Source organism: Lewinella sp. (genome assembly GCF_050633125.1).
Classification (GTDB): domain Bacteria; phylum Bacteroidota; class Bacteroidia; order Chitinophagales; family Saprospiraceae; genus Lewinella.
The window spans coordinates 17160-38019 of the sequence record NZ_JBOEFX010000122.1; the positions used below are offsets into that span (position 1 = coordinate 17160).

The 20860-nt window shown below is 43.2% G+C and carries 16 protein-coding genes and 1 pseudogene; 7 read left to right on the plus strand and 10 right to left on the minus strand.

The genetic code is table 11. The features are described from left to right. The first annotated feature begins 74 nt into the window (after positions 1–74). From ACRBG0_RS23760 to ACRBG0_RS23775, 4 genes are all read left to right on the plus strand, one after another. A complete protein-coding gene (locus ACRBG0_RS23760; RefSeq protein ID WP_431489336.1) occupies positions 75–1058 on the plus strand; it encodes a glycosyltransferase family 1 protein in 984 nt (327 codons plus the stop codon). After that, positions 1055–2584 (plus strand): B12-binding domain-containing radical SAM protein, encoded by a 1530-nt coding sequence (locus tag ACRBG0_RS23765; protein WP_431489337.1) that lies wholly within the window; start codon positions 1055–1057, stop codon positions 2582–2584. Before ACRBG0_RS23760 ends, ACRBG0_RS23765 begins: the two co-directional genes overlap by 4 nt. A gap of 86 nt (positions 2585–2670) precedes the next feature. Beyond that, positions 2671–3276 carry a methyltransferase gene (locus ACRBG0_RS23770; protein ID WP_431489338.1) on the plus strand — a complete coding sequence of 202 codons (606 nt, stop codon included), beginning with the start codon at positions 2671–2673 and terminating at the stop codon, positions 3274–3276. A 2-nt stretch (positions 3277–3278) separates the two neighbouring features. Beyond that, complete coding sequence (locus ACRBG0_RS23775; protein ID WP_431489339.1) at positions 3279–4286, plus strand: sulfotransferase family protein; 1008 nt, start codon at positions 3279–3281, stop codon at positions 4284–4286. On the opposite strand, the gene ACRBG0_RS23780 is transcribed toward ACRBG0_RS23775, so the two are convergent. The 4 genes and pseudogenes from ACRBG0_RS23780 to ACRBG0_RS23795 form a co-directional block, all read right to left on the minus strand. Then, entirely contained in the window at positions 4259–5434 is a 1176-nt protein-coding gene (locus ACRBG0_RS23780; protein ID WP_431489340.1) for a hypothetical protein, read from the minus strand. The genes ACRBG0_RS23775 and ACRBG0_RS23780 overlap by 28 nt on opposite strands. Further along, complete coding sequence (locus ACRBG0_RS23785) at positions 5418–6917, minus strand: hypothetical protein (protein WP_431489341.1); 1500 nt, start codon at positions 6915–6917, stop codon at positions 5418–5420. Before ACRBG0_RS23785 ends, ACRBG0_RS23780 begins: the two co-directional genes overlap by 17 nt. 23 nt (positions 6918–6940) lie before the next feature. Beyond that, positions 6941–8359, minus strand: coding sequence for a B12-binding domain-containing radical SAM protein (locus ACRBG0_RS23790; RefSeq protein ID WP_431489342.1), 1419 nt, complete (start codon positions 8357–8359; stop codon positions 6941–6943). Positions 8360–8453: 94 nt separating this feature from the next. After that, positions 8454–9270 (minus strand): annotated as a pseudogene (locus ACRBG0_RS23795) (UbiA prenyltransferase family protein); the annotation flags it as partial. Between the two features lie 96 nt (positions 9271–9366). Between ACRBG0_RS23795 and ACRBG0_RS23800 the strand changes: the two are divergent. Further along, a complete protein-coding gene (locus ACRBG0_RS23800) occupies positions 9367–10935 on the plus strand; it encodes a hypothetical protein (RefSeq protein ID WP_431489343.1) in 1569 nt (522 codons plus the stop codon). Positions 10936–10969: 34 nt separating this feature from the next. Here ACRBG0_RS23800 and ACRBG0_RS23805 read toward each other — a convergent pair whose 3' ends face one another. From ACRBG0_RS23805 to ACRBG0_RS23820, 4 genes are all read right to left on the minus strand, one after another. Further along, complete coding sequence (locus ACRBG0_RS23805; RefSeq protein WP_431489344.1) at positions 10970–12004, minus strand: hypothetical protein; 1035 nt, start codon at positions 12002–12004, stop codon at positions 10970–10972. Between the two features lie 311 nt (positions 12005–12315). Further along, positions 12316–13503: a hypothetical protein gene (locus tag ACRBG0_RS23810; protein WP_431489345.1), complete on the minus strand. Its 1188-nt coding sequence runs from the start codon at positions 13501–13503 to the stop codon at positions 12316–12318. A 126-nt stretch (positions 13504–13629) separates the two neighbouring features. Further along, positions 13630–14934: a TRAP transporter large permease gene (locus tag ACRBG0_RS23815; protein WP_431489346.1), complete on the minus strand. Its 1305-nt coding sequence runs from the start codon at positions 14932–14934 to the stop codon at positions 13630–13632. A gap of 12 nt (positions 14935–14946) precedes the next feature. After that, positions 14947–15441: a TRAP transporter small permease subunit gene (locus ACRBG0_RS23820; protein WP_431489347.1), complete on the minus strand. Its 495-nt coding sequence runs from the start codon at positions 15439–15441 to the stop codon at positions 14947–14949. 203 nt (positions 15442–15644) lie between these two features. On the opposite strand from ACRBG0_RS23820, the gene ACRBG0_RS23825 reads away from it, so the two are divergent. Together ACRBG0_RS23825 and pfkA are read left to right on the plus strand one after the other, a co-directional pair. Then, the gene (locus tag ACRBG0_RS23825; RefSeq protein WP_431489348.1) at positions 15645–16490 is read left to right on the plus strand and encodes a hypothetical protein; all 846 of its coding nucleotides are present in this window, start codon (positions 15645–15647) and stop codon (positions 16488–16490) included. Positions 16491–16625: 135 nt separating this feature from the next. Continuing rightward, positions 16626–17612 (plus strand): 6-phosphofructokinase, encoded by a 987-nt coding sequence (gene pfkA / locus ACRBG0_RS23830; RefSeq protein ID WP_020535701.1) that lies wholly within the window; start codon positions 16626–16628, stop codon positions 17610–17612. A 178-nt stretch (positions 17613–17790) separates the two neighbouring features. On the opposite strand, the gene ACRBG0_RS23835 is transcribed toward pfkA, so the two are convergent. Continuing rightward, entirely contained in the window at positions 17791–18531 is a 741-nt protein-coding gene (locus ACRBG0_RS23835) for a tRNA1(Val) (adenine(37)-N6)-methyltransferase (protein WP_431489349.1), read from the minus strand. Positions 18532–18642: 111 nt separating this feature from the next. Continuing rightward, positions 18643–20856, minus strand: a complete 2214-nt coding sequence (locus ACRBG0_RS23840) for a phospholipase D-like domain-containing protein (RefSeq protein ID WP_431489350.1) — start codon at positions 20854–20856, stop codon at positions 18643–18645. Positions 20857–20860 lie beyond the last annotated feature (4 nt).

Sequence of the window (20860 nt, forward strand, 5' to 3'; positions counted from 1 at the left end):
TTCATACAAAACATATCATCTGGGTTACGCCCGGTTTCGCAGCCAATGAGCAAGATAGCCAATGCATCCCCCCGATGCAATTACTCGCAAAGGCACTCATGGAGGTAGACGGGCTTCAATTGCATATTATAAGCCTTCATTATCCCCAAAACAATGCTCCCTACCGATGGCACGGTGCACAGGTGTACCCGTGTGCAAGCAAGGGCCCAGGGGCAAAAACACGTACCCGCATCGCTGCTTTCCGGCAACTCACCAAATTGCTTAAGCAATACCCAGAGGCTTTTCTTCACAGCTTTTGGATGACCGATGCTTGCTTGGTCACCCATTTGGCCAACCGGCGTTTTGGTGTCAATCACCTTGTGACGCTCATGGGGCAGGATGCGCGGCCGACAAACCGCTACCTGAACTTACTTTCCTCTGCTTCGATAACCAAGGTGGGCTTATCCTTATTCCATGCGGAGCAGTTCTTTACAACGACCGGAACAAAGGTAGACCACATTATTCCCTGGGGTGTTCCTTGGCGTTCTGCGTCTCAAGCTGTTAATAAAAAATACGACGTCATTGGCGTAGGAAGTCTTATTCCTTTAAAACAATACGATTACTTTATTGACCTTCTTGTTTTAGTCAAAAAAAAGGTTCCTTCTTTCTCTGCCCTACTGGTTGGAGATGGTCCAGAACGGCAACAGCTGGAAGCATTAGCAATAAAAAAGGGTCTTACTGATAACCTGACCTTTACCGGAGCATTACCACGAGCCAAAGTATTGTCACTCATGGCGCAAAGTAAGGTTTTCCTGCATACCTCTTCTTATGAATCTTTTGGCTTTGTACTCGTTGAGGCATTGCAGCAAGGGGCACACGTAGTAGCTACGCCGGTAGGCATCGCTCCAGAACTTAGCAATACAGTAACCGGAACTGATAGCCAATCACTTTCAGAAAGAATCATTGATGGAATCCTTCAGTCCTTTGATGCAGAAAATGTCACCAATTTCTCTTTATCTCGCGTCGTAGATGCGTACCTTGAGCTTTATACTGCGCAAAAACAAACAACAAATCCTTGAATACTGTGTCTAAACCGACAGCTCATAAAGTTATTCTATTCAACCCCCGTAGTGCTGGTTACAACCATCGCATTCCCAATAGCATATTGCAGGTCGGGGCCTCGATACATGGTATACACGACTATGTTTTTGTAGACGGAAACATGGAGGAAGATCCGTGGATAACTATCAAAAGCTACCTAGATACCGGCGAGTTCGGTTACTTGGGAACAACAGCCATGCCAGGGCCACAGTTACAACAGGCAATTCCTATCTCAAAACAAGCCAAGGAACAATATCCCCATATCATTAATATTTGGGGTGGATATTTTGCAGCCAACCAATACCGAGTCGTAATGGGTGCCCCTTATATTGACTTTGTCATCAACGGCCCTGGAGACAAAGCTTTCCCTGCCTTACTAGACGCACTCAAAAACAACACGCCCTACGAGTTTATCTCGAATTTAATTTATCAGAACCCGGATGGAGAGATTATCCAAAACGGTAAAAACGATCTGCTAGACCAAGATGCTTTAGCAGCATTGCCCTACGATTACCTCAACGAATTCTATCCGCTACAAGGTTACCTCGCAAATACTTTTTTAGGGAAGCGAACCATTGCTTATCACTCTAGTGTTGGATGCCCGTTCAAATGTTCTTTCTGTGCAGTTGTCCCCATTTACGAAGCTCGCTGGAAAGGCAAAAATGCCCAAAATATCTATGCTGATGTAAAAAAACTAAAGCGAGAATACGGAGCAGATTCTATTGAATTCCACGATAATAACTTCTTTGTTTCAGAAAAGCGAGTGGCAGAATTTTGCCGCCTCATGCTCAACGAAAATATGATCTGGTGGGGAGAAGGCCGTATTGACACCATTGATCGGTACAGTGACGAGACCTTGGAACTTATGCGCCAAGCAGGCTGTCGGATGATCTTCTTTGGTGCAGAAAGCGGCAACGATGAGATTCTAAAAGAAATGGACAAAGGCGGAAAACAAACCGCTGCGCAAATCAAGGCGTTTGCGGGACGTATGAAGAAATTTGGTATTATCCCCGAATATTCTTTTGTGCTAGGCATGCCTGCCAAAAGCTCAGAAAAAGTGATGAATCAGATTGAATCGGATATTGCCTTTATCAAAGAGATCAAAGAGATCAATCCCGACACAGAGATTATTATTTACGTCTACAGCCCAGTACCTACAGAAGGTTCCGACCTCTATCGTCGTATTACAGAGGCAGGGTTCAAATTCCCGGCAACATTGGAAGATTGGCTCAGCCCCGAGTGGCAGGCATTCGACTTACGTAAGAATCCACTTACCCCTTGGTTGAAGCCAGAAATGGTAGACAGAATCAAAGGTTTTGAGACCGTTCTCAACGCCTACTACCCTACTGCTACGGATGTCAAGCTCACTGCTTTCCAGCGTAAAATGATGCGCATAATTGCGGCCTTTCGCTATCAAAAAAGTTGGTACAAATACCCTTACGAAATTAAAGCATTACAGAAATTTTGGCTGCGCTATCGCCAACCTGAAATTGAGGGATTCTAATGGTCAAAAAGGTAATAAGGCGTGTATTGCAGCCCATTCTTTGGCTAATATATCGATGGTATAACGGTCGTGAACATTGGCATACCATGGATGGTATCGAAATCTGCCTCGAACCCAGTGTATTTCATCCTCGCTGGTTTCTGACGACACGTACTTTTGTCGATTTTGCAAAAACAAAAATTGCGGCCAACAGCACCGTTTTGGAACTAGGTGCAGGCAATGGTTTACTGGCATTAAGCTGTAGCAAAATGGGTGGAATTGTTACCGCTAGCGATATCAATCCAGCAGCTACAAGATCCATACAACGCAGTGCAGAAAAGAATGGGCTTAAGCTTAAAGTGATTACTTCCGATTTGTTCAAAAATATCCCTACGCAAAGTTTTGATTTTATCTTTATTAACCCTCCTTACTTTGCCAAAGCTCCCACCAACGACCAGGAAAGAGCTTTCCTTTGCGGTGAAAACTTCGAGTACTTTGAAGCCTTATTTTTTCAATTGAAAGCTTATAAAGAAAGTACAGTTTATTTTATCCTCACAGATGCTTGTGATCTTGCCAGTATCAATGCAATAGCCCAACAAAACAATAGTGAGCTTATCCCTGTCCAGCGGCGTAAAACATGGGGAGAAGAGCACTTTATTTATATGCTTCAGGAAGTAAATAATGAAAAGGCTCAAAGTATTCAAGAAAAGTAGCCATGGAAAATCCTCCTCAGCAAACATTTTTCATCGCAGGCGTGCCTCGCTCTGGTACCACTTTGTTACAACTAATTCTCGATCACCATTCTGAAATTGCCGTTTGTCCCGAGACCAATATCTTCAATATTATTGATCGGGTTTTAGCCGATAAAGAAATCAAAAAAGACTGGCAGTACGAGCAATTAATGGCTGTTTTACACCAACGGCTGAAGGATTTTGATGACCCTGCCTTTGATGTTATGAATGCTTTTCAGGTAGCACACGCTTCCTACTCCGGTAGCACCGCTAAGCTATTGAGCACTTTAAGTGAAAACTATCTTTCCGCTAAGGGTAAAAAAATATTTGGTGAGAAAACGCCTGAAAACATTTACTTTCTCTCTACTATCCACAGGGTTTGCCCACAGGCTAAAGTCATCCTAATTGTGCGGCACCCGCTAGATGTTATTAGTTCTTTATTAAAAAATTTTCAAAAAACACGTGCTTATCAGGGCTATTCTGCTGCTCGCTTACTACAGAAGGCCGCAATATTTGTCAAGCGTGGGCTATTCGCTATCAGGCAATTGGAGGTTCACTTTCACAATAACGCTCACGTTATTTATTACGAGCAGTTGGTCAATAATCCACAAAAAGAACTCAAACAACTTTGCCAATTCCTACAGGTTAATTACGAGCCCGGTATGCTTGACTTCTACAACCGTGATCTAATTCATAAAAACAAGCCCATTCTCGAAAACATCCACAAGCAACTCTCCTATCCTATCTCAAGCAGTCGCACCCAAAAGTACCTGACTGAACTTCGCCCTTTTGAACGGCAATGGGTGAAAACCTTCTTAAGAAAAAGCATAAGTACGACCCCTTATAAATTACCTAGTGAAACGGCTAAATGGCCAATTCGATATCATATTCAGTTAATGTTGGCTCACCTAAATTTCTCGCTAAAAACTTATTATTGGCGAGAGGCTTTAAAAAAGGGTGGCAACTACTTACGATTGAAGGCCAATAGATAAAGGACAGCCGTAATCGACAAACTAATAAAACCCGCCAGCAAGCCTCCAAGGATACCTAGCATTGGTAGCAGCACCAAGGAAAGTGTAAAGTTGACACCAGCGTTTATGATGCCATAGCGAATAACAATAGCTTCTTGTTTAATGCGATACAGATAAATTACACAAAGGATAATCACAAAAGTAGGCAGGCAATAAAACACTGCCACGAGGTATATCTCGAAGTCGAAAGCCAAATCCAGGCCATATCTAAACAATAGAGATAGGGCAACAACCCCGGCAAAGCTAATCCCTACTCCCAAAGCAGTTAATCGTTTGAGCTGTAGCGAAATATTGGCCTTACTCATCTTGTAAACATCCGTGATAAAAGCGTAGACGATAAAACCTGCCGTTGCTCGGATAAAATTGAGTCCACCCGTTAGAATTTGGTACTCACCACTGCTTTTCGCGTCAAGCGTATAACTGACTACATACAAGTCCATCTTACTACTCAGAAGACCTACCAGACCTACCAATAAAAGAGGAGCTGCAGTAGACAAGTATGCTAAATCAAAAATCTTTAATGATCCCTTTTCAGGCAACTTAGGTAAACCTATCAAAAAAAACAGCAGCAACCATCTTAAAGTATAAGACATGGCATATAATGCAATCAAATAGAATGGCGCGGGGAAAGACATTTGAGGTTGTAAAAACAACGCGCCAACAATGAGTCCAAGGCCTAAAGCATCTACCAATGCAGCTAATCCAAAGGCCTTCTGATAGGTGATCCAGGCATCATAACTTTGGTATAGAAAAAAAGCGATCAACCAGCCTAACAGCCAGGTGACCGGTATTCCGATAGGCAACAAAAAACTACCTACTAAGCTGACAACCACCAATAAGCTCGCTCTGGCTCCCAGACTCGAATAGAAAGCGCTGGCTATATTTTTTTCGTCCAGACTAAACTGTCGTAGTAAAAACTCTTTATTGCCCCACCCAAGCACATGCGTCACCAAACCCATCCCCACCAGATAAGGAACAAAAGTGCCCCATTCTTCTGCAGAGGTTTGCCGTATAACAAGCCAGGCAATGAGTAGGTTGCCAATGCTGATAACGACTGTACGCAGACCATTGGTAAAAACAGGGAGTACAAGTTTAGTGGTCAGGCGCATTCCTTTTTTTTGATTCTTGATTCTTGATTTGGTACAATACCCAACCATCAGGAAACGATTCTAGCTCCTCCAAGTGGTAATTCTTTCGCAAATACGCCCAGTTTTCCATCAAGGTGTGGCCTTCCCACTGGTGGCTGAATCTTGTTGGATGAAACAATATATAACTTTGAATTTTATACCTCGTAATAGGCTCCTTCCATAAGTTAATCAGTTTTTGAGGAACCTGATAACTCTCTAAGGCGGGGTCAAGATAGAAACAATACAAATGGTCAGCAGGATATGCTTGCAAGCTTGTGGCAATCGTTTTTTCGACCCTATTCATTAACCAAACGGTATTAAACGAGTAAACGAACAATACTAACTGTAGACTCACCAAGCCCACAAAAAACCATTTACGTTGCAGCCTGATTTTTGTTTGCAGCCAATGCCAACTCCGCAAAAACGCCGGATAAAACAAGATCAAGACAAGCGGCAACAAAGGCAATAGAAAACGTTGGTTCTGAAAACCGATACCCGCAATAAAAAAGGTGTACAAAAGAACAGAGAAAAGTGTTATTCTTTGCACCATTGGTTTCCAATCGCTCCATTTTACAAATGGTAATATCACTGCCCCAAGCAAAAAGAAACCAGGATGATAAACGTAGGAAAACGCATAAAGAAGATTCGGTAATCGGTAGGCAACTTGGCCATCTTGCCGATTAAACACACGCTGAAACCAGTGTTGCCAGGACCATTCGCCCAGGTAATTGTGCCCTAAAAAAGCAAAGGGCTCTTCATACCGAATCCATCCATGAGGAATCAGAAACAAAGCAGCTAAAACGATAGCAGGAAACAACAGGTACCAATGACGGTTTTTAAACACCAGCACGAGCAAATGAAAAGCTGGAAGCACTAAAAATATCGCTAAAGCATAACGCGTCATCACAGCAGCTCCCGCAGCAGCTGACAATAACAAAAGCCACTTCGCTTTCTTGGTTCTCTCATAGCGAAAGTAGCCATAGTAAAAACACACAACCCCCAAAATGGCCACACTATCAGACATTACCAACATGGCAGATCGAAGCAAAAATGGCGCCATCAGGCAGCAGCAAAAGCAATACAAAAACAATATATTCTTATCGCTATTCCTTTCTCTAAAATCTCCCAATACCCGGTAGACCACAAATGCGGTAGCTGTTAATGAAAATACAGAAATGAATTGCAAACAGGCCAGTGTATTGCCTGTAAGGTAGCCGCCTAATGCACCGAAAAAAGGATAATTGACCGGCCAGAAATAGTCGCCTGGAGGATTTCCTTTCTTCATCCAATCTACCAGCGCATCCGCATATCGCAAGTATTCATAAGCGTCTTGTCCATATAGGCCATTGAAATCAAACAAGCGCAACAGTATCCAAATCACTAACGGAAATACAATTAGAAAACATAACGCTACTACAGCATTAGAAAAACGCTTTTCATTTGGATTCGATGGTGAAATCGACATTCTTTAGGTTTAGTATACGCTGATTAAGACAACTGCTGCTTTGGAATTAATCGATCTGCTAATATCTTTTCCATTGGCCATTCGAAAAACAATGAATCACACCGTAGGCCCGCTATCCATTGAGCAGGCGCAGTATACCATTTCCGTTTCCTTCCTGCTAGCTTATTGTAGAACTTAAAGCGGTCCACCATTCTATATTTTTCGGCACTTACCCATGGGCCGGATGAACCGATATAATCAAAATCCGCCCAATCTTCGATGGTTTGAGGAAGTTGATAGCCTTTAGCAACTACATCCTGGGTGATTTTAGAACCAGGATAAGGCTTAAAGAAAAAGATAGGAGTCGTGAATCCCGGGTGCATACTATTCAATTCCCGAGCAACGCGAAGTGAGTCTAAAACACTTTTATCCGTTTCATCAGGGAAACCGACAATAAAGGGGAAAATCACGTCGATATCTCTGGAAGCACATTTCTGGGCAGTTTCGTACACCTGCTCGAGTTTGATGTCTTTGGCCAACCAGTCCATCATTTCTTGGGAACCCGACTCCACTCCTACCAAAACGCGCCTGAGGCCGCTAGCTTTGCACAAATCAAACTCTTCCTCGCTCATCCGGGATCCCTGATCAGCCCTCATTGTTCCTGCCCAGGTAGTTTTGATATCACGATCCAGGAATTGTTGTGCAATAGCTGTTACACGCTGTCGCTTAGTAAAAAAGGTCTCATCCTGAAAATTCAGGTCAGTAAACTGATACTTTTTATGCCAATACTCCAATTCTTCGCCCATTCTATCCGGTTCAATCGCCGTCCATTTCCTGCTAAAGACAAATGGATCAGCACAAAAAGTACAACGAAATCGACAGCCAGCTGAGCTGATATAATCAAACTGGCGCTGCTTTTTGGCCTTGAAGTATTTCTCAACGTCAATCAATTCGTAGTTTACCCTGGGCAAGAAATTCATATCCTCTAGTGCTCTGCCAGGGTTTTTAACAACCTCACCTTTTCGCGTTCGGTAACAAATACCATTGACATTTGCCAAATCGGCTCCGCTTTCAAGACAAGCAACGAGTTCTCGAAAAGTACCCTCGCCCTGGCCTTGAACACTGATGTCAATCGCGGGTTCATCACGCAACGTTTCTTCCGCAAACAATGACGTATGCCATCCCCCCCAAATGATAGGGATATTGGGATGGCGGGCACGTACGCTTCTTGTCACCTCCAATGCATCACGCAGAGGATTACCGGTTAGAGAAGTAACACCAAAGCACAATGCTCCTTCCGTAGCTTCTAACACAGCCTCTAAGGGGCGATCATCTACCCTCCCATCAATGATTATTACTTCATAATGAGCTGGATCTAACATCGAACCTATCGATAATAGCGCAAGCGGCATATCATAAAAAACAGCCTTAGGATTGTATAAAACGACCTTCTTTCTAGTCATCACTCTAGTTGATTAAGAATTTTTGCCCTAAAAAGCAATTAGCATTCCCACTAATAAATAAGGAAATAAAAGGTAGCTACCCAGCCCATAATNNGTAACACCCGATCACGATAGATGATTTCTACAGGTGATCCTGAAAATTTCTCATCAAGCGTAAGTAATAAGTAACGTAAAATACCAAGAAAAACGAAAAAGGAAGTCAAATAGATCTTATCAGAGTTCAAGCGTTCCATTACCACCGGAGAAAGCGAGTATATAACATAAGCCATCAGCGTAATGGAGAGCATAATCGTAATAGCAAGGTCTAAAAAGGGCAGTGTATAAGTGGGTCCATTACGGGATTCTAGCGCAACCTCAGGAGCAATTGCCAGATCGTGCCGGCGTTTTGCAAACCCTAAGGCTGTACTCAATAAAAAGACAATAGCTACCAACCATTCTGATACAAACACCTCAGCGTAAATACCGCCCGCCACTACTCGCAAAACAAAACCAATCCCTAGCACAGCAACATCTACTATTGCCAGGTATTTCAAATACAAGGTGTAAGCAATATTTAGGACGAGGTAAGCCCCAATAACCGGCGCAAGCTCCGGCAAGTAGAAACCACCACCAATAACGATCAGCAAAAGGATAAACATACAAGCAAGGGCCGCCCTAGGTGTAAAATACCCACTAGCTATGGGCCTGAACTGTTTTGTCGGATGGCGGCGATCTTTATCCAGGTCGATTAGATCGTTGAAAATGTATACGACTGAAGAGGTAATACAGAAATACAGGCTGACTAACAGAAGCGCCCATAAGGTATCGGCCCCTAATGTTCGGGCAAAAATGGCAGGGATAAACACAAAACCGTTCTTTACCCAATGCCGAACCCGCAACAACCTTGAAAATTGAACAACAAAGGTCTTCATACTGCCAAGAACGCAAAGTTGGAGAAGTATTCAGCAGTTTTAAGCTTGTTTTTAATAAAAAGTAAGGTAATTCCACATAAGTGCTAATTTTGGGAAATGCGAGCACTTGGAAAAATTAGCTGGATATTAATCGGTTTCTATTTACTATTGGTGGTTTTGAATGCCTGGATGTCTGATGATATCTATATCAGTTTCCGAAGCATCTACAATTTCACCCACGGATATGGCCTCCGTTGGAACATTACCGAGCGGGTGCAAGTATTCACCCATCCGCTGTGGGTGATTCTACTCGTTCCTTTTTATTGGATAAGTCACCATGCTTTCCTTACGGTGATGGGAATTAGTGTGGCCTTATCAGCTGCTACTGCTTACCTATTGGTGAAACACGCTGCTACGCCTAAGCTTGCCCATGCAGCGCTTTTATTATTGATCTCTTCTAAAGCATTCATTGATTATTCTACCTCGGGCCTGGAGAACCCTTTGGCTCATTTCCTAATGATTTTCCTTTTTATTCAAATGGACCGGTGGCGTAGGCAGGAGGAGGTTTCAACGTGGCTACTGGGCCTTTTAGGAGGTTTACTCGTCATGGTTCGATTAGACTTTGCGGTCTTGTTGCTACCTATATTTGTTTGGGTAATTGCCCAACGGTCTCATTGGGCTAACTTTAAGGGATTGCTACTAGGCAGTATTCCCTTTGTCTTATGGGAGTTTTTTTCGCTGGTTTACTACGGCTCTTTTGTGCCAAATACATTCTATGCTAAAGCGCAAACAGGCTTGCCTGCTACGAGTATGCTGATGCAAGGAGCTTACTATTTCCTGGATTCCTTACAGAATGACTGGCCAACTTTGCTTTGCATCTCCGGAGCTATCTTGCTCTGCTTCCGTAAAAGCAACTGGCTCTACAAATGCTGGGCAATTGGTCTGCTTTTCTACTTATTTTACATCGCAAGTGTTGGTGGAGACTTTATGAGTGGCCGCTTTTTCAGTGTTCCTTTTATCGTGGCGGTAATGCTTGTTAGTCAGCTACAGTTACCTGAAAAGGTTGTTTTTCGAGCCTCACTTCTGGTTTTCTTGCTAAGCTTATTCCAAACTTACCACCCGTTGCATACCCGCCCTAGTTATTACGATGACCGGAAAGGCAATGAGCATGCGCTCTATCCACACGGCATCGTCGATGAAAAAGGCATTGCCTGGGAACGCTCCGGTTTTTTAGACTTGCGCTTCTGGGATCCCGTCTTTAAAATTGAGCAGCAGGTGAAACAAGAAGCCTGTGCCAACCCTTCTGACACTATTGAAGATTGGCAAGTACAAGTGGCTATAGGAATGCGTGGCTACCAAGCTGGGCCCAAAGTGTACATTGTTGATCAATTGGCATTGAGCGACCCTCTTTTAGCACGGCTCCCTGCCGAAAGGCGTGACAATTTGCGGGTGGGCCACTACTTCAGAAAACTACCGGAAGGATATTTGGAAAGTTTAAAATCAGGCACCGACCAATTTACGGATCGTCCTTTGGCTACTTATTACGAAAAGATACAACTCATCACCCAAGGAGAGCTGTGGAGCAAAGAACGATGGAACGCTATTTATGAACTAAATACCGGGCAATTGGATAAGCTCATCAATACTTCCTATTATGAGCAGCCACCGGAAGTTTATCCTCATTGATGCATACTCCAGACTCAATAATCGGCATTTATACTTACTGAGGAATCCAAGAGTCTTGCTCCAACAACTGAAATAAAGAATCCGCAAGGCGTTGCTGACCAACCTCATTCATGTGCGGGTCATTGGGATAGAAGTACAGTTCCTCACTACCTGTATTCTTCACCCACGGCAAAACATTGACCACCCTACAATTACTCGTCGAAAGCTCCGTGCTTAAGTAATCAAAAAAAGGATAATTTTCAGTCAATAAAGCAGTATGGTCAGCTGGGGTTGCCCCCAATTCTTCCATCCGTTCCAGATACAGCTCGCCAGTTTGAGCACAGTGAGGAATCACTAGTACGACTACTTTAGTCGCGGAAGGCACATCGTCTAATACCTCCTTAATATCCGTACAAAAGGCTTTTACATCCTCTTCTCTTCCCCCTTGCAACAAGGCCGTATTTTGAATCAATGCGGGCTCTGCCTTTAGCAATAGTTTAGTCCTTTGATTATAGGATTCGGCGCTGTATGTAGCATCAGCTTTAGGCTCTCGCGCCAAATCTTCCTCTTTCGTCCGTACTCTTTTGAATCCCAGCATTCTGGCATTAAGGTAGCCTAAGACCAGAAACCGATCAGCCAACCACCAATATGCTTTTCGCTTAACGCTAATGGCCTTACCGTCTATAGGATGTCGATATTCTAGTAAATCATTCCCTACATAAACCTGATAAATCAATAGGCCTGGCATAAATTGCTCTAACCGCTTTTTTGCAAATAGCTGATGTTGCCTGATGCAGGTACCAGGAATCGCCGAATTCACAATACTTTGATCCGGCATTTTAGCCCGCAGGCCTTTAACGTAACTTCGTTGATCTGCACTGAAAGAATCACCGATAACTAAAACACTGGTAGGGGTAGTTCCAGAAAGCGCTCCTTCCGTATTCAGGCCAGCTAGGTTGCTACCATAAAAATCAACTACGTACATTCGGAAGCACAACTCAAGCAAACATAAAACGGCTATTCCTAGGAATACGACATACCTAATTGCACCCCCTACCCTTTTAAAACTCAAGCTTTTGTTACCCAACATTTTAGTGATTTTCTTTGGCCCTGCACCCGGCAATAAGTGGTAACTATGAAATCGTTCCCTCTGAAAACATAGGATAAACTATTGATCTAGTGAACCAACCGGTAAGTTTCGTTATACTAAGTCGCCGCTTATTTGTGTTTGGGCGAGGAGCTGAAACCGGAATGTAGCCAAAACTACGTATTGGTTATTCATTGCCAAACAATTTTGGCTACAAGCTTTTCCCCTTCTTTAACGTAAAGGGTTTAATGAGTGAATGTATAGCCAGAATTACCAAAAGAAGAAATTTACAAATGAGTAAAATTAAAAAACATCTAAATAATTTCAATTAGCGTTGTTAAAAAATGCCATTCCCCCAAAATCAAAATGGCCAGCACCAACAAGGCACCGTGCCAAATGGCATCATTGAACCTATGGGTGATCCATAACCATCCACACTCAATAATTGGAAAAATCAAAAGTCCTTGCAAAACAGCTAGAAAGTGAAGGGGCAAATCCCACCCCAAAAGTGGCCCTAGCCCACTGCTGATTGCCATTATTAAGAACACGGCAACCATCCCCATACCTAAAGCTAAGATAGGGGATACAATGAGAATGGATAAAAATATTTGCATTGCTGATTCGCCTCCGTATGGTTTTTGAAAACGCCTTAAGGAATGGAAGTACCGAAACAATACATAGGCGCTCACGGAGCAGAATAGGCCAAACATGATCCTATGAATGATCCATAGGTACCTGAGGGTAGGCAAGGGTTTTCCTCTGGTAAATGTAGCCCCTTTCTCATAACGGACCTTTTGAAGTTCTCCGCCCAAAGCATATTCCTCTGTGTATTGCAAGTTTCCTAAGGTATCACGATATTCCCAAATGCCAAATTCAGCGCCCTCCTGAAATTGACCTATTTGCAACAATCCCAGGCTATCAAGTGTCGTAAACTGCCCCTGTAAACGACCGTCAACAAACCGATAACTTACTTCCTCATCAAATGCCGAGCTGTGCCACGTCAAGGAATCCACTGGATGCAGTTGCTCTCTTTCAATTTGAAACAGATCAGTATTACCAGTAATGGAAATTGCCGTTGGATCATCATCAACAGGACTAGTCGTAAAGTATACCTCTTCTGGAAACAGGTCGTTTATGCTAGTTGCTAAATCAGCATTACTTCGACGCCTTTTAGTTTCAAAAATCGTCTGATCGGCTACACCTAAAAGCGGAAAACTATAAGTGGCATCCAACTGTACGATTAACAAACTATCATTGATCCAAAATCGAAAAATTTGCCCCATAGTATTCGAAAACAAAACCAATCCTCCATCTACCGTTATTACACTTATGGAAGCATCTTTTTCGAGCGTATCTCTCCAACTCGTAAAATCCAATTGATGGTTAAAAGCTACCAAAACAGGATTGGGCAATGGATAGGCTACCTGCCGCTGCGGAGAACAGGTCGTCAATAGAAAAAGGCAAAAGAAGAGTGAAATCTTAGTTTTTAGATTCTCTGACATTTTTTGTGTTTAGAGTCAATCGAAAACAAATAACCTGATTATTAGTTAATTCGTTTCCATTTCCCTTTCTTGAAAAAGAGGTTGTGAAATTCAGGAGACTTAAACACCAAATAAAAACTCCATGCACTAGATACTAATCCAACTCAACATCTCAGGAAAGAGAACAATCAGCACCAAAACAACGACCTGAATAACAATAAAAGGAATAATACCCCGATAGAGGTGCCCTGTTTTAACTTCCGGAGGTGCGACACCTTTGAGGTAAAATAAGGAAAACCCAAAGGGTGGTGTCAGGAAAGAAGTCTGCAAATTGAGCGCAATAAGGATACCCAACCACACCAAATCGACGCCCATAGCCTCGAATATAGGTGCCACAACAGGAACGATGATGAAAATAATTTCGATGAAATCAATAAAGAATCCAGCTACAAAAATCAAGACCATCACCATTGCAAGAAAGGCATAAGTAGAGAGGTCGGCTTGCTCAATCAGTTCCACCAAGTAGCGATCGCCTCCTAATTCCCGGAACACAAGCGAGAAGGTCGTCGCTCCGAGCAGAATAACAAACACCATCGTGGTAAGGTGGGTAGTTTGCTGCATCACAGCTTTCAATACTTCCAAGTTGAAGCGCTTCTCCATAATGGTTAGCACAATAGCCCCCACTGCTCCAACGGCTGCTGCCTCTGTCGGCGATGCGATTCCCCCCAAAATGGACCCCAAAACGGCAACGATCAGCAACAAAGGCAGGAAAAATGCTTTGAACAACCGTTTCCAGTAATTCGACGCTCTAAATTCAGCAACTTCTTCCGGGGGCATGGCTGGCGCTAATGCTGGTTTGGCCCGAGCCAATAAAAACACATAAAGGATGTAAGCCACAACCAGTAAAAAACCCGGCAAGAGCGCCGCTGCAAATAATTGTCCAACACTTACATTCAGAACACTCCCCAACAAGATAAGGACTATAGAAGGTGGTATGATTTGTCCCAAGGTGCCCGATGAGGCGATTACGCCGGTGGCCAGCTCTATCTTATAACCTCTACGCAGCATTGTAGGCAGGCTAATCAGCCCCATCGTAATTACGGTAGCACCTACAATTCCGGTACTGGCGGCCAAGAGTGCTCCTACAATAATGACCGCAATGGCTAAGCCGCCAGGAATCCTTCCAAATAGCAATGCCATTGTTTCTAACAATCGCTCAGCTAGCCCCGATTTTTCCAGCATAATACCCATGAAAACGAATAGCGGAACGGCAATTAATTCTTCCTTGGCCATAATTCCTGCTATACGCAAGGGCAATAAGCTCACAACATCTGGCGACAAAAAACAAATACCATAAATCAGTGATAAGCCACCCAGGGTAAATGCAACAGGGTAACCATATAAAATGAGTAGAAATATGCTGACAAAAAGCAGCAAGGCAAGTATTTCCATGATATAAAGGGCTTATTCCGATGCATCGGTTCGTGAGCGAATTAATTCGGCAATGCCTTGTAGCAATAACAAACCGATTCCTAATGGTAAAGCAAACTGGATGAGCCATAAATTTGGCAAGCCTGCTGCCTCTGGAGAACGTTCTCCCATTTTCCAGGCATCAACAGCTGCATTCCAACCTGAATAAATGAGTACCAAACACCAAGGAATCAGAAATAGGAGTGTGCCCCAGAAATTGATGCGACCTCTGTCAGTCTCGCTCGCTTTTTCATAAAAAAGGTCAACCCGTACATGTCGATCATGCCGAAGGCTATACCCCGCGCCGAATAAAAAGATCAGTGCAAACAAATGCCATTCTAACTCTTTAGACCATGCCAACGGCAAATTAAAGACATATCGCAAAGAAACATTGGTAAACACAAGCAGTACCAAGCCCAAAGTCAGCCAAGAAACGCACCGCCCTACCCTATCGTTTAACTGATCAATCCAGGAAGCCAAGCGCCCCATAATTATTTTTCTTGCAATGTAAAAAATTTAATTTGTCGAAAAGCCTATTCTAGTCTTTTTCCTTTTTCTTGAAAGAGATCATTAAAATTATCCTTGGTTTTTACAACTTTTACAAGTAGTTTTCCGCTCTTAAAAGCTCCACTTAGTGTAAAAATTACACTACCTTTGCTTAGCTAATAACTTAAGTCAATATTACCGTGGTCATGAAAGTCATAGTCGATAGCGGATCTACCAAAGCAGATTGGAAATTTTTATCAGGTGAAGAGGAAACCAGCCTCCACACCATGGGTTTTAATCCTGTTTTTCACTCTAGTGATCAAATCGAACAAGAAGTAAACAAAGCCTTCAAGGGGATTATGAACCTCGAACAGGAGGCAGAAATTTATTTCTACGGTTCTGGCTGTTGGGATCAAAAACGCAAGGCCGTCATTGAAAACGGCCTGAAGCGTGTCTTCACTAATGCCAAAATTGATGTTCATCACGATCTCCTTGGAGCTGCTCGTGCTACCTGCGGCAATGATCCTGGTATCTCCTGCATCATCGGCACAGGTTCTAACACTTGCCTTTATGATGGCAAAGATGTAATCGACAACGTTACCAATCTTGGCTATCTTTGTGGTGATGAAGGCAGCGGAACCCACTTGGGCAAAAAGCTTATCCGCCATTATTTCTACCGGGAGCTGCCCAAAGAACTAGAGGAGGCTTTTGAAGTTTTTGTAGGCGGTGGCAAGCAAAAAATTCTTGATACTGTTTACGACGGTACGCCTCCAAACGTTTACCTGGCGTCATTCACACGTTTCATGTCTGAGCACGTTGATCATCCGTTTATTCAGCGTATCCTATATCGTTCTTTTGCAGAATTTATTGATCGGCATGTTCGTAAATATCCCGGTCACCTAAAGCTTCCAGTGCATTTCATTGGTTCTATTGCTTACGTTTTTCAAGATATGCTCAAAATTGTACTTACAGAAAGAGCAATGCACCACGGTATTTTCATCAAGCAACCGATCGACAACTTGGTTGCTTATCATCGTGAGTTTGTATATTAAGTATTGCGCAAAAAATAAGTTGAGCCGTCTTTGTGATTTTCCAAATAGCTGACACGCTTGAAATGAACCGCTTAGCCAGCTTTTTGAAAAACGACGGCCCAACTTATTTTTGTGCTGTTCCTAAATAAATTTATCATGCCAAACGAAAAAATAAAAAGAATAGCCGTTTTTACTTCAGGTGGCGATGCTCCTGGTATGAATGCAGCCATACGTGCAGTAGTGCGTACTGCGGCCTACCATGATTTACATATTTTTGGCATCCACAATGGCTATGAAGGAATGATTGATGGTGATCTTCACCGCCTTGACATCCGTGATGTTGGCAATATCATCTATCGGGGAGGAACCATTCTCAAAACTGCCCGTAGCAAACGGTTTATGACACCTGAGGGGAGGCGCAATGCCTACGAGGCACTCCAGGCTTTCGATGTAGATGCCTGTGTTGCCATCGGTGGAGACGGTACCTTTACCGGAGCTAAAGTTTTCTCAGAAGAGTACGACATTCCTATTGTTGGTATCCCTGGAACCATTGACAATGACTTATTTGGCACCGATTACACAATCGGTTATGATACCGCAGTCAACACGGCCGTACAAGCTGTAGATAAAATTAGAGATACCGCCGATTCTCATAACCGCCTATTTTTTGTAGAGGTTATGGGCAGGAATTCTGGTTTCATTGCACTTTCTACAGGTATTGCCAGTGGTGCTGGTAATGTTATGATCCCAGAGGTAGACACCAACATGGAGCACCTTATTGAGTTGCTTCGCCATGGTGTCAAGCGCAAAAAGATGTTTGGAATCATTGTCGTAGCGGAAGGTAATAAACTTGGCCCAACAGCAGAGATCGCACAAAAAGTACAAGACGCTATTAGTTTTTACGATACCAAAGTCACTATCATTGGCCACATGCAACGCGGAGGATCACCTTCGGCTTTAGACCGGCTTTTGGCTAGTCGCTTAGGTTTCGGCGCAGTTGAAGGGCTCTTGGCCGGCCAGGGCAATGTCATGATTGGCTTGGTAAATAACGAAGTCGTCTTTACACCATTCACTGACGCCATCACGATTGAGAAGAAGCCTAATCAAAATTTGGTTAGAATGGCTGAAATTTTGGCCATTTAGAGTTTCTTGGGCCATGCAGGCAATGGCATTGCGGTGCAAATGCCGTTGCTGCACCGGGCTGTTTGGTCGCTATCGCTTCCGGCCATCCCTTGTCCTCCTCCTCCGTGCGGCGAGCTTCAGGCTACGCCTTGCGCAACGGGTACTACTTACGAGCTACCTCTAAGTTATACTTGTTGCCCTATCTGATAAAAAAATCAGCGGTCAACTTTTGGTAGGCTGCGCTACGAGGTGAATCAGCTCCTCCTCTGGCATAAATACTCAAAGCTCCGTCTTCAGGCATATCGCCAGGAGGCGGAGTTTTACGTAAGGAAAGCAACAGGCGATTTGGCGATTTTTCAGGGCTAGGACTTACTTTGATTTTTTGCCAAGTATATAATTGGTAGCTTTTTGCGAGTTCCACAAAGCGCAAACCTTCCAGCCAGGGCAACACCAAACAGAAGCTACCTTCTGGTGCTAATAATCGCTGTACACTGCGCAGTAAATCCTGATGAGATAGCTTTACGGTGTGTCGTACACTTGCCCTTCCTTCTTGTTCGGAAATTACACCACCGGTAAAAAATGGAGGGTTACTCACTATCAAATCAAACGTTCCGGCAGCGGTTTGGGTGTAATCCTGAATACTTCCCTGAATAATTTTTACTCGATCTAAAAATGGACTTGCAGCAACATTATTCTGAGCTTGCTCAGCCGCTCCCTGGTCTATTTCTACGCCAATGATTTGGGCCTGAGTTTGCCTTTGCGCCAACATCAAAGCAATCAAGCCAGTGCCCGTGCCTATATCCAAAATTTGCCGAACCTCCTCCACCTTAGCCCAAGCTGCCAGTAGAATACCGTCGGTACCTACCTTCATGGCACACTGATCCTGTGCTATAACAAATTGCTTAAATCGAAAAACATTACTAGAGGTAGGTTTAGCCATTACTATCAGTTTAATACTGGTACTTACAACAAGCCTCCAGACAGCTTGTAGTGTCTGGAGGCTTTATTTGAACGTGTTTAGCTGCGTTGATCTGTAACGTCAATCAAGCGCTTACTTCACGACTTGAATTACCCGTGACATCTGTTCATTTCCAATTTGCAATTGAATGATGTATTGCCCAGCTGGCAGCGACTGTACATCCAAAGATTCCGTATACTCGCCCTGAACATTATTTATAATAATGCTCTGTAGAAAAACGCCTCTGAAATCAAGCAAATTCAAAACCAAGTCTTCCTTTTCCTCAAGGTTAACACTGACTGTTGTAGTCGTACGTGCAGGGTTTGGATAGATATCCAGCTCAACACCTTCTATGACACTTAGCTCGTCAACATCCGTTGCTACACAATCTTGGCCACCATGCGCTTCACACCACCTTGCTTCAAATTCCTGCAAGTATACATTGGCAACATTCGCATCATGAACAATCAATGTATTTTCATCATTACTGTTTTCTGCTCCAGCCGACCAATTGTGTGAACCCAAAACAACTTGTGGATCAGAATTCACATTGGTAGCATCAATGATACAGTATTTATGGTGCGTCTGAACAGTTGTATTATCCTCTGTTACATCGACTCCCTGATTGACTAAATAGTCAAATTCAGATCCCTGGCTATTCACTTGATCAATAATTCCACGTACAGCGACACCGCTATCATGCTCGCTTACAATTGCAGAGCCTAGTTCGTTGTTCGTAAAGACTAACAACGCAAATTGAAGGTCTGTATCTGCCGACTCAACGGCCTGGGCAATGCCTATCGTTGTATTATCTGAAGGCGAGAAATAAGATTCTATGATGATATCATTAACCAAGAAGGTATGTGGTGTATTATTGGTCTTATTTGCTCCGAAAAATGCGTTGAAAACACCTGGCAAAGCTCCTTCAGAGCCCCACATTTCTTCAAACTCTAAAGTATAGGCCTTAGCCAATGCTTTGTCTTGAATGAAAACAGTGTTGTTATAATCATCCGCCAGGTTATTAGATGTCATGTTGGTAGAACCAGACATCACCCATGAATTATCATTATCATCGGCATCAAACACAAAAAACTTGTTGTGCATCAATCCATCAATATTCCCTTTTAGTACACCAAATGGAGGCGTAGGATTCTGCAAAGCTAGATTAGCCGTTTCATTGTCAGCCACATATCTGACGACAACGCCTCTTTCATGAGCATCGGTCAAGGCTGCAACAATGGTCTCTCTATTGATATTATAGATAGAACAATCAATAGACACCTGAGCCTCATTTATTCTATGAATAATTTCACCTTCAAGAGCAGCACCTGACGTTCCTGTAGGGAAATCACCTGTTGAGTAACTAGGGTCTACACCAGCAGTGAAATATATTTTCATCGCACCAGAAGAAGTAGAAGCGGTACTGTAAATCTTCTGCGTTGATGTCACCGTTGATGTTCCATTATTGGAAGAAACCTCAACATAGTAGAATGTAGCTGCCTCCAGGCCTGAAAGATCCAAGCTATGGGTGGTGGTCATATCTGATGATTCAACCATTTGATTCAGGTCAGTTGCTGTTGTGCCATATCTAACCGTTGAATTTCCTGCTACATTTGTTTCCCAACTCACGGTAAAACCACTCGTTGAAAGGTCTGTTTGAACAGGAGCAGATGTCAAATAGAAATTATCAGCGATTTCTAAATCGTTAATATCTCTAGGCAATAACTGATAAATTGAATTAAACTGAGAAGCTATACCTGTTAGGTTAACAGTTGCTAAAGGAATCTCAGTTCCAATCAGACTGTGGCCCGTTCGTATATAAATTTCAGCAGTTTCGCCATTGGCTGTAAACTCATAATTTCCAACGGAGAACAAATTACCGCCAGCTGTAAAACTAACGCCATTGATTTGAAGTAATTCAGCCTCTGTATCTTCCGATATACCGGCTGGTGTAGTCACCAAAGCAGCTGGCAAGGGGTTGCCCGAAGAGATGACATTGTACGATATCACAGGGTCTATCTCTAGTAAACCGTTGTAAACCTTAAGGACACCGGTTACTTCTACCAAGTCTCCTCTTTCCACATTGTCAGGAAAACCACCTACTGATCCGGTTCCGGGATATACAGCGATACCCGCTGTCGCATCCTGCACGTATCTAATAATTCCTAGATCGTCACCATTGGTTGCAATCCCTTCTATCGTAACTGTTGTGCCTTCAGACATGCCTCTTGCATCTGCTATATCTTCTTGGGCATAAGCCATGCTGAAGCTGAGAGAGACGAGAAGGCAAAGTAATGTTCTAAGCATTGTT

What these genes read in the sequence shown, in the direction of transcription:
- ACRBG0_RS23760 (WP_431489336.1), top strand. Translation starts at nt 75, where the DNA reads ATGCAATTACTCGCAAAGGCACTCATGGAGGTAGACGGGCTTCAATTG.
- ACRBG0_RS23770 (WP_431489338.1), top strand. Translation starts at nt 2,671, where the DNA reads ATGGATGGTATCGAAATCTGCCTCGAACCCAGTGTATTTCATCCTCGC.
- ACRBG0_RS23775 (WP_431489339.1), top strand. Translation starts at nt 3,279, where the DNA reads ATGGAAAATCCTCCTCAGCAAACATTTTTCATCGCAGGCGTGCCTCGC.
- ACRBG0_RS23780 (WP_431489340.1), bottom strand. Translation starts at nt 5,434, where the DNA reads ATGCGCCTGACCACTAAACTTGTACTCCCTGTTTTTACCAATGGTCTG.
- ACRBG0_RS23785 (WP_431489341.1), bottom strand. Translation starts at nt 6,917, where the DNA reads ATGTCGATTTCACCATCGAATCCAAATGAAAAGCGTTTTTCTAATGCT.
- ACRBG0_RS23790 (WP_431489342.1), bottom strand. Translation starts at nt 8,359, where the DNA reads ATGACTAGAAAGAAGGTCGTTTTATACAATCCTAAGGCTGTTTTTTAT.
- ACRBG0_RS23800 (WP_431489343.1), top strand. Translation starts at nt 9,367, where the DNA reads ATGCGAGCACTTGGAAAAATTAGCTGGATATTAATCGGTTTCTATTTA.
- ACRBG0_RS23805 (WP_431489344.1), bottom strand. Translation starts at nt 12,004, where the DNA reads ATGTTGGGTAACAAAAGCTTGAGTTTTAAAAGGGTAGGGGGTGCAATT.
- ACRBG0_RS23810 (WP_431489345.1), bottom strand. Translation starts at nt 13,503, where the DNA reads ATGTCAGAGAATCTAAAAACTAAGATTTCACTCTTCTTTTGCCTTTTT.
- ACRBG0_RS23815 (WP_431489346.1), bottom strand. Translation starts at nt 14,934, where the DNA reads ATGGAAATACTTGCCTTGCTGCTTTTTGTCAGCATATTTCTACTCATT.
- ACRBG0_RS23820 (WP_431489347.1), bottom strand. Translation starts at nt 15,441, where the DNA reads ATGGGGCGCTTGGCTTCCTGGATTGATCAGTTAAACGATAGGGTAGGG.
- ACRBG0_RS23825 (WP_431489348.1), top strand. Translation starts at nt 15,645, where the DNA reads ATGAAAGTCATAGTCGATAGCGGATCTACCAAAGCAGATTGGAAATTT.
- pfkA (WP_020535701.1), top strand. Translation starts at nt 16,626, where the DNA reads ATGCCAAACGAAAAAATAAAAAGAATAGCCGTTTTTACTTCAGGTGGC.
- ACRBG0_RS23835 (WP_431489349.1), bottom strand. Translation starts at nt 18,531, where the DNA reads ATGGCTAAACCTACCTCTAGTAATGTTTTTCGATTTAAGCAATTTGTT.
- ACRBG0_RS23840 (WP_431489350.1), bottom strand. Translation starts at nt 20,856, where the DNA reads ATGCTTAGAACATTACTTTGCCTTCTCGTCTCTCTCAGCTTCAGCATG.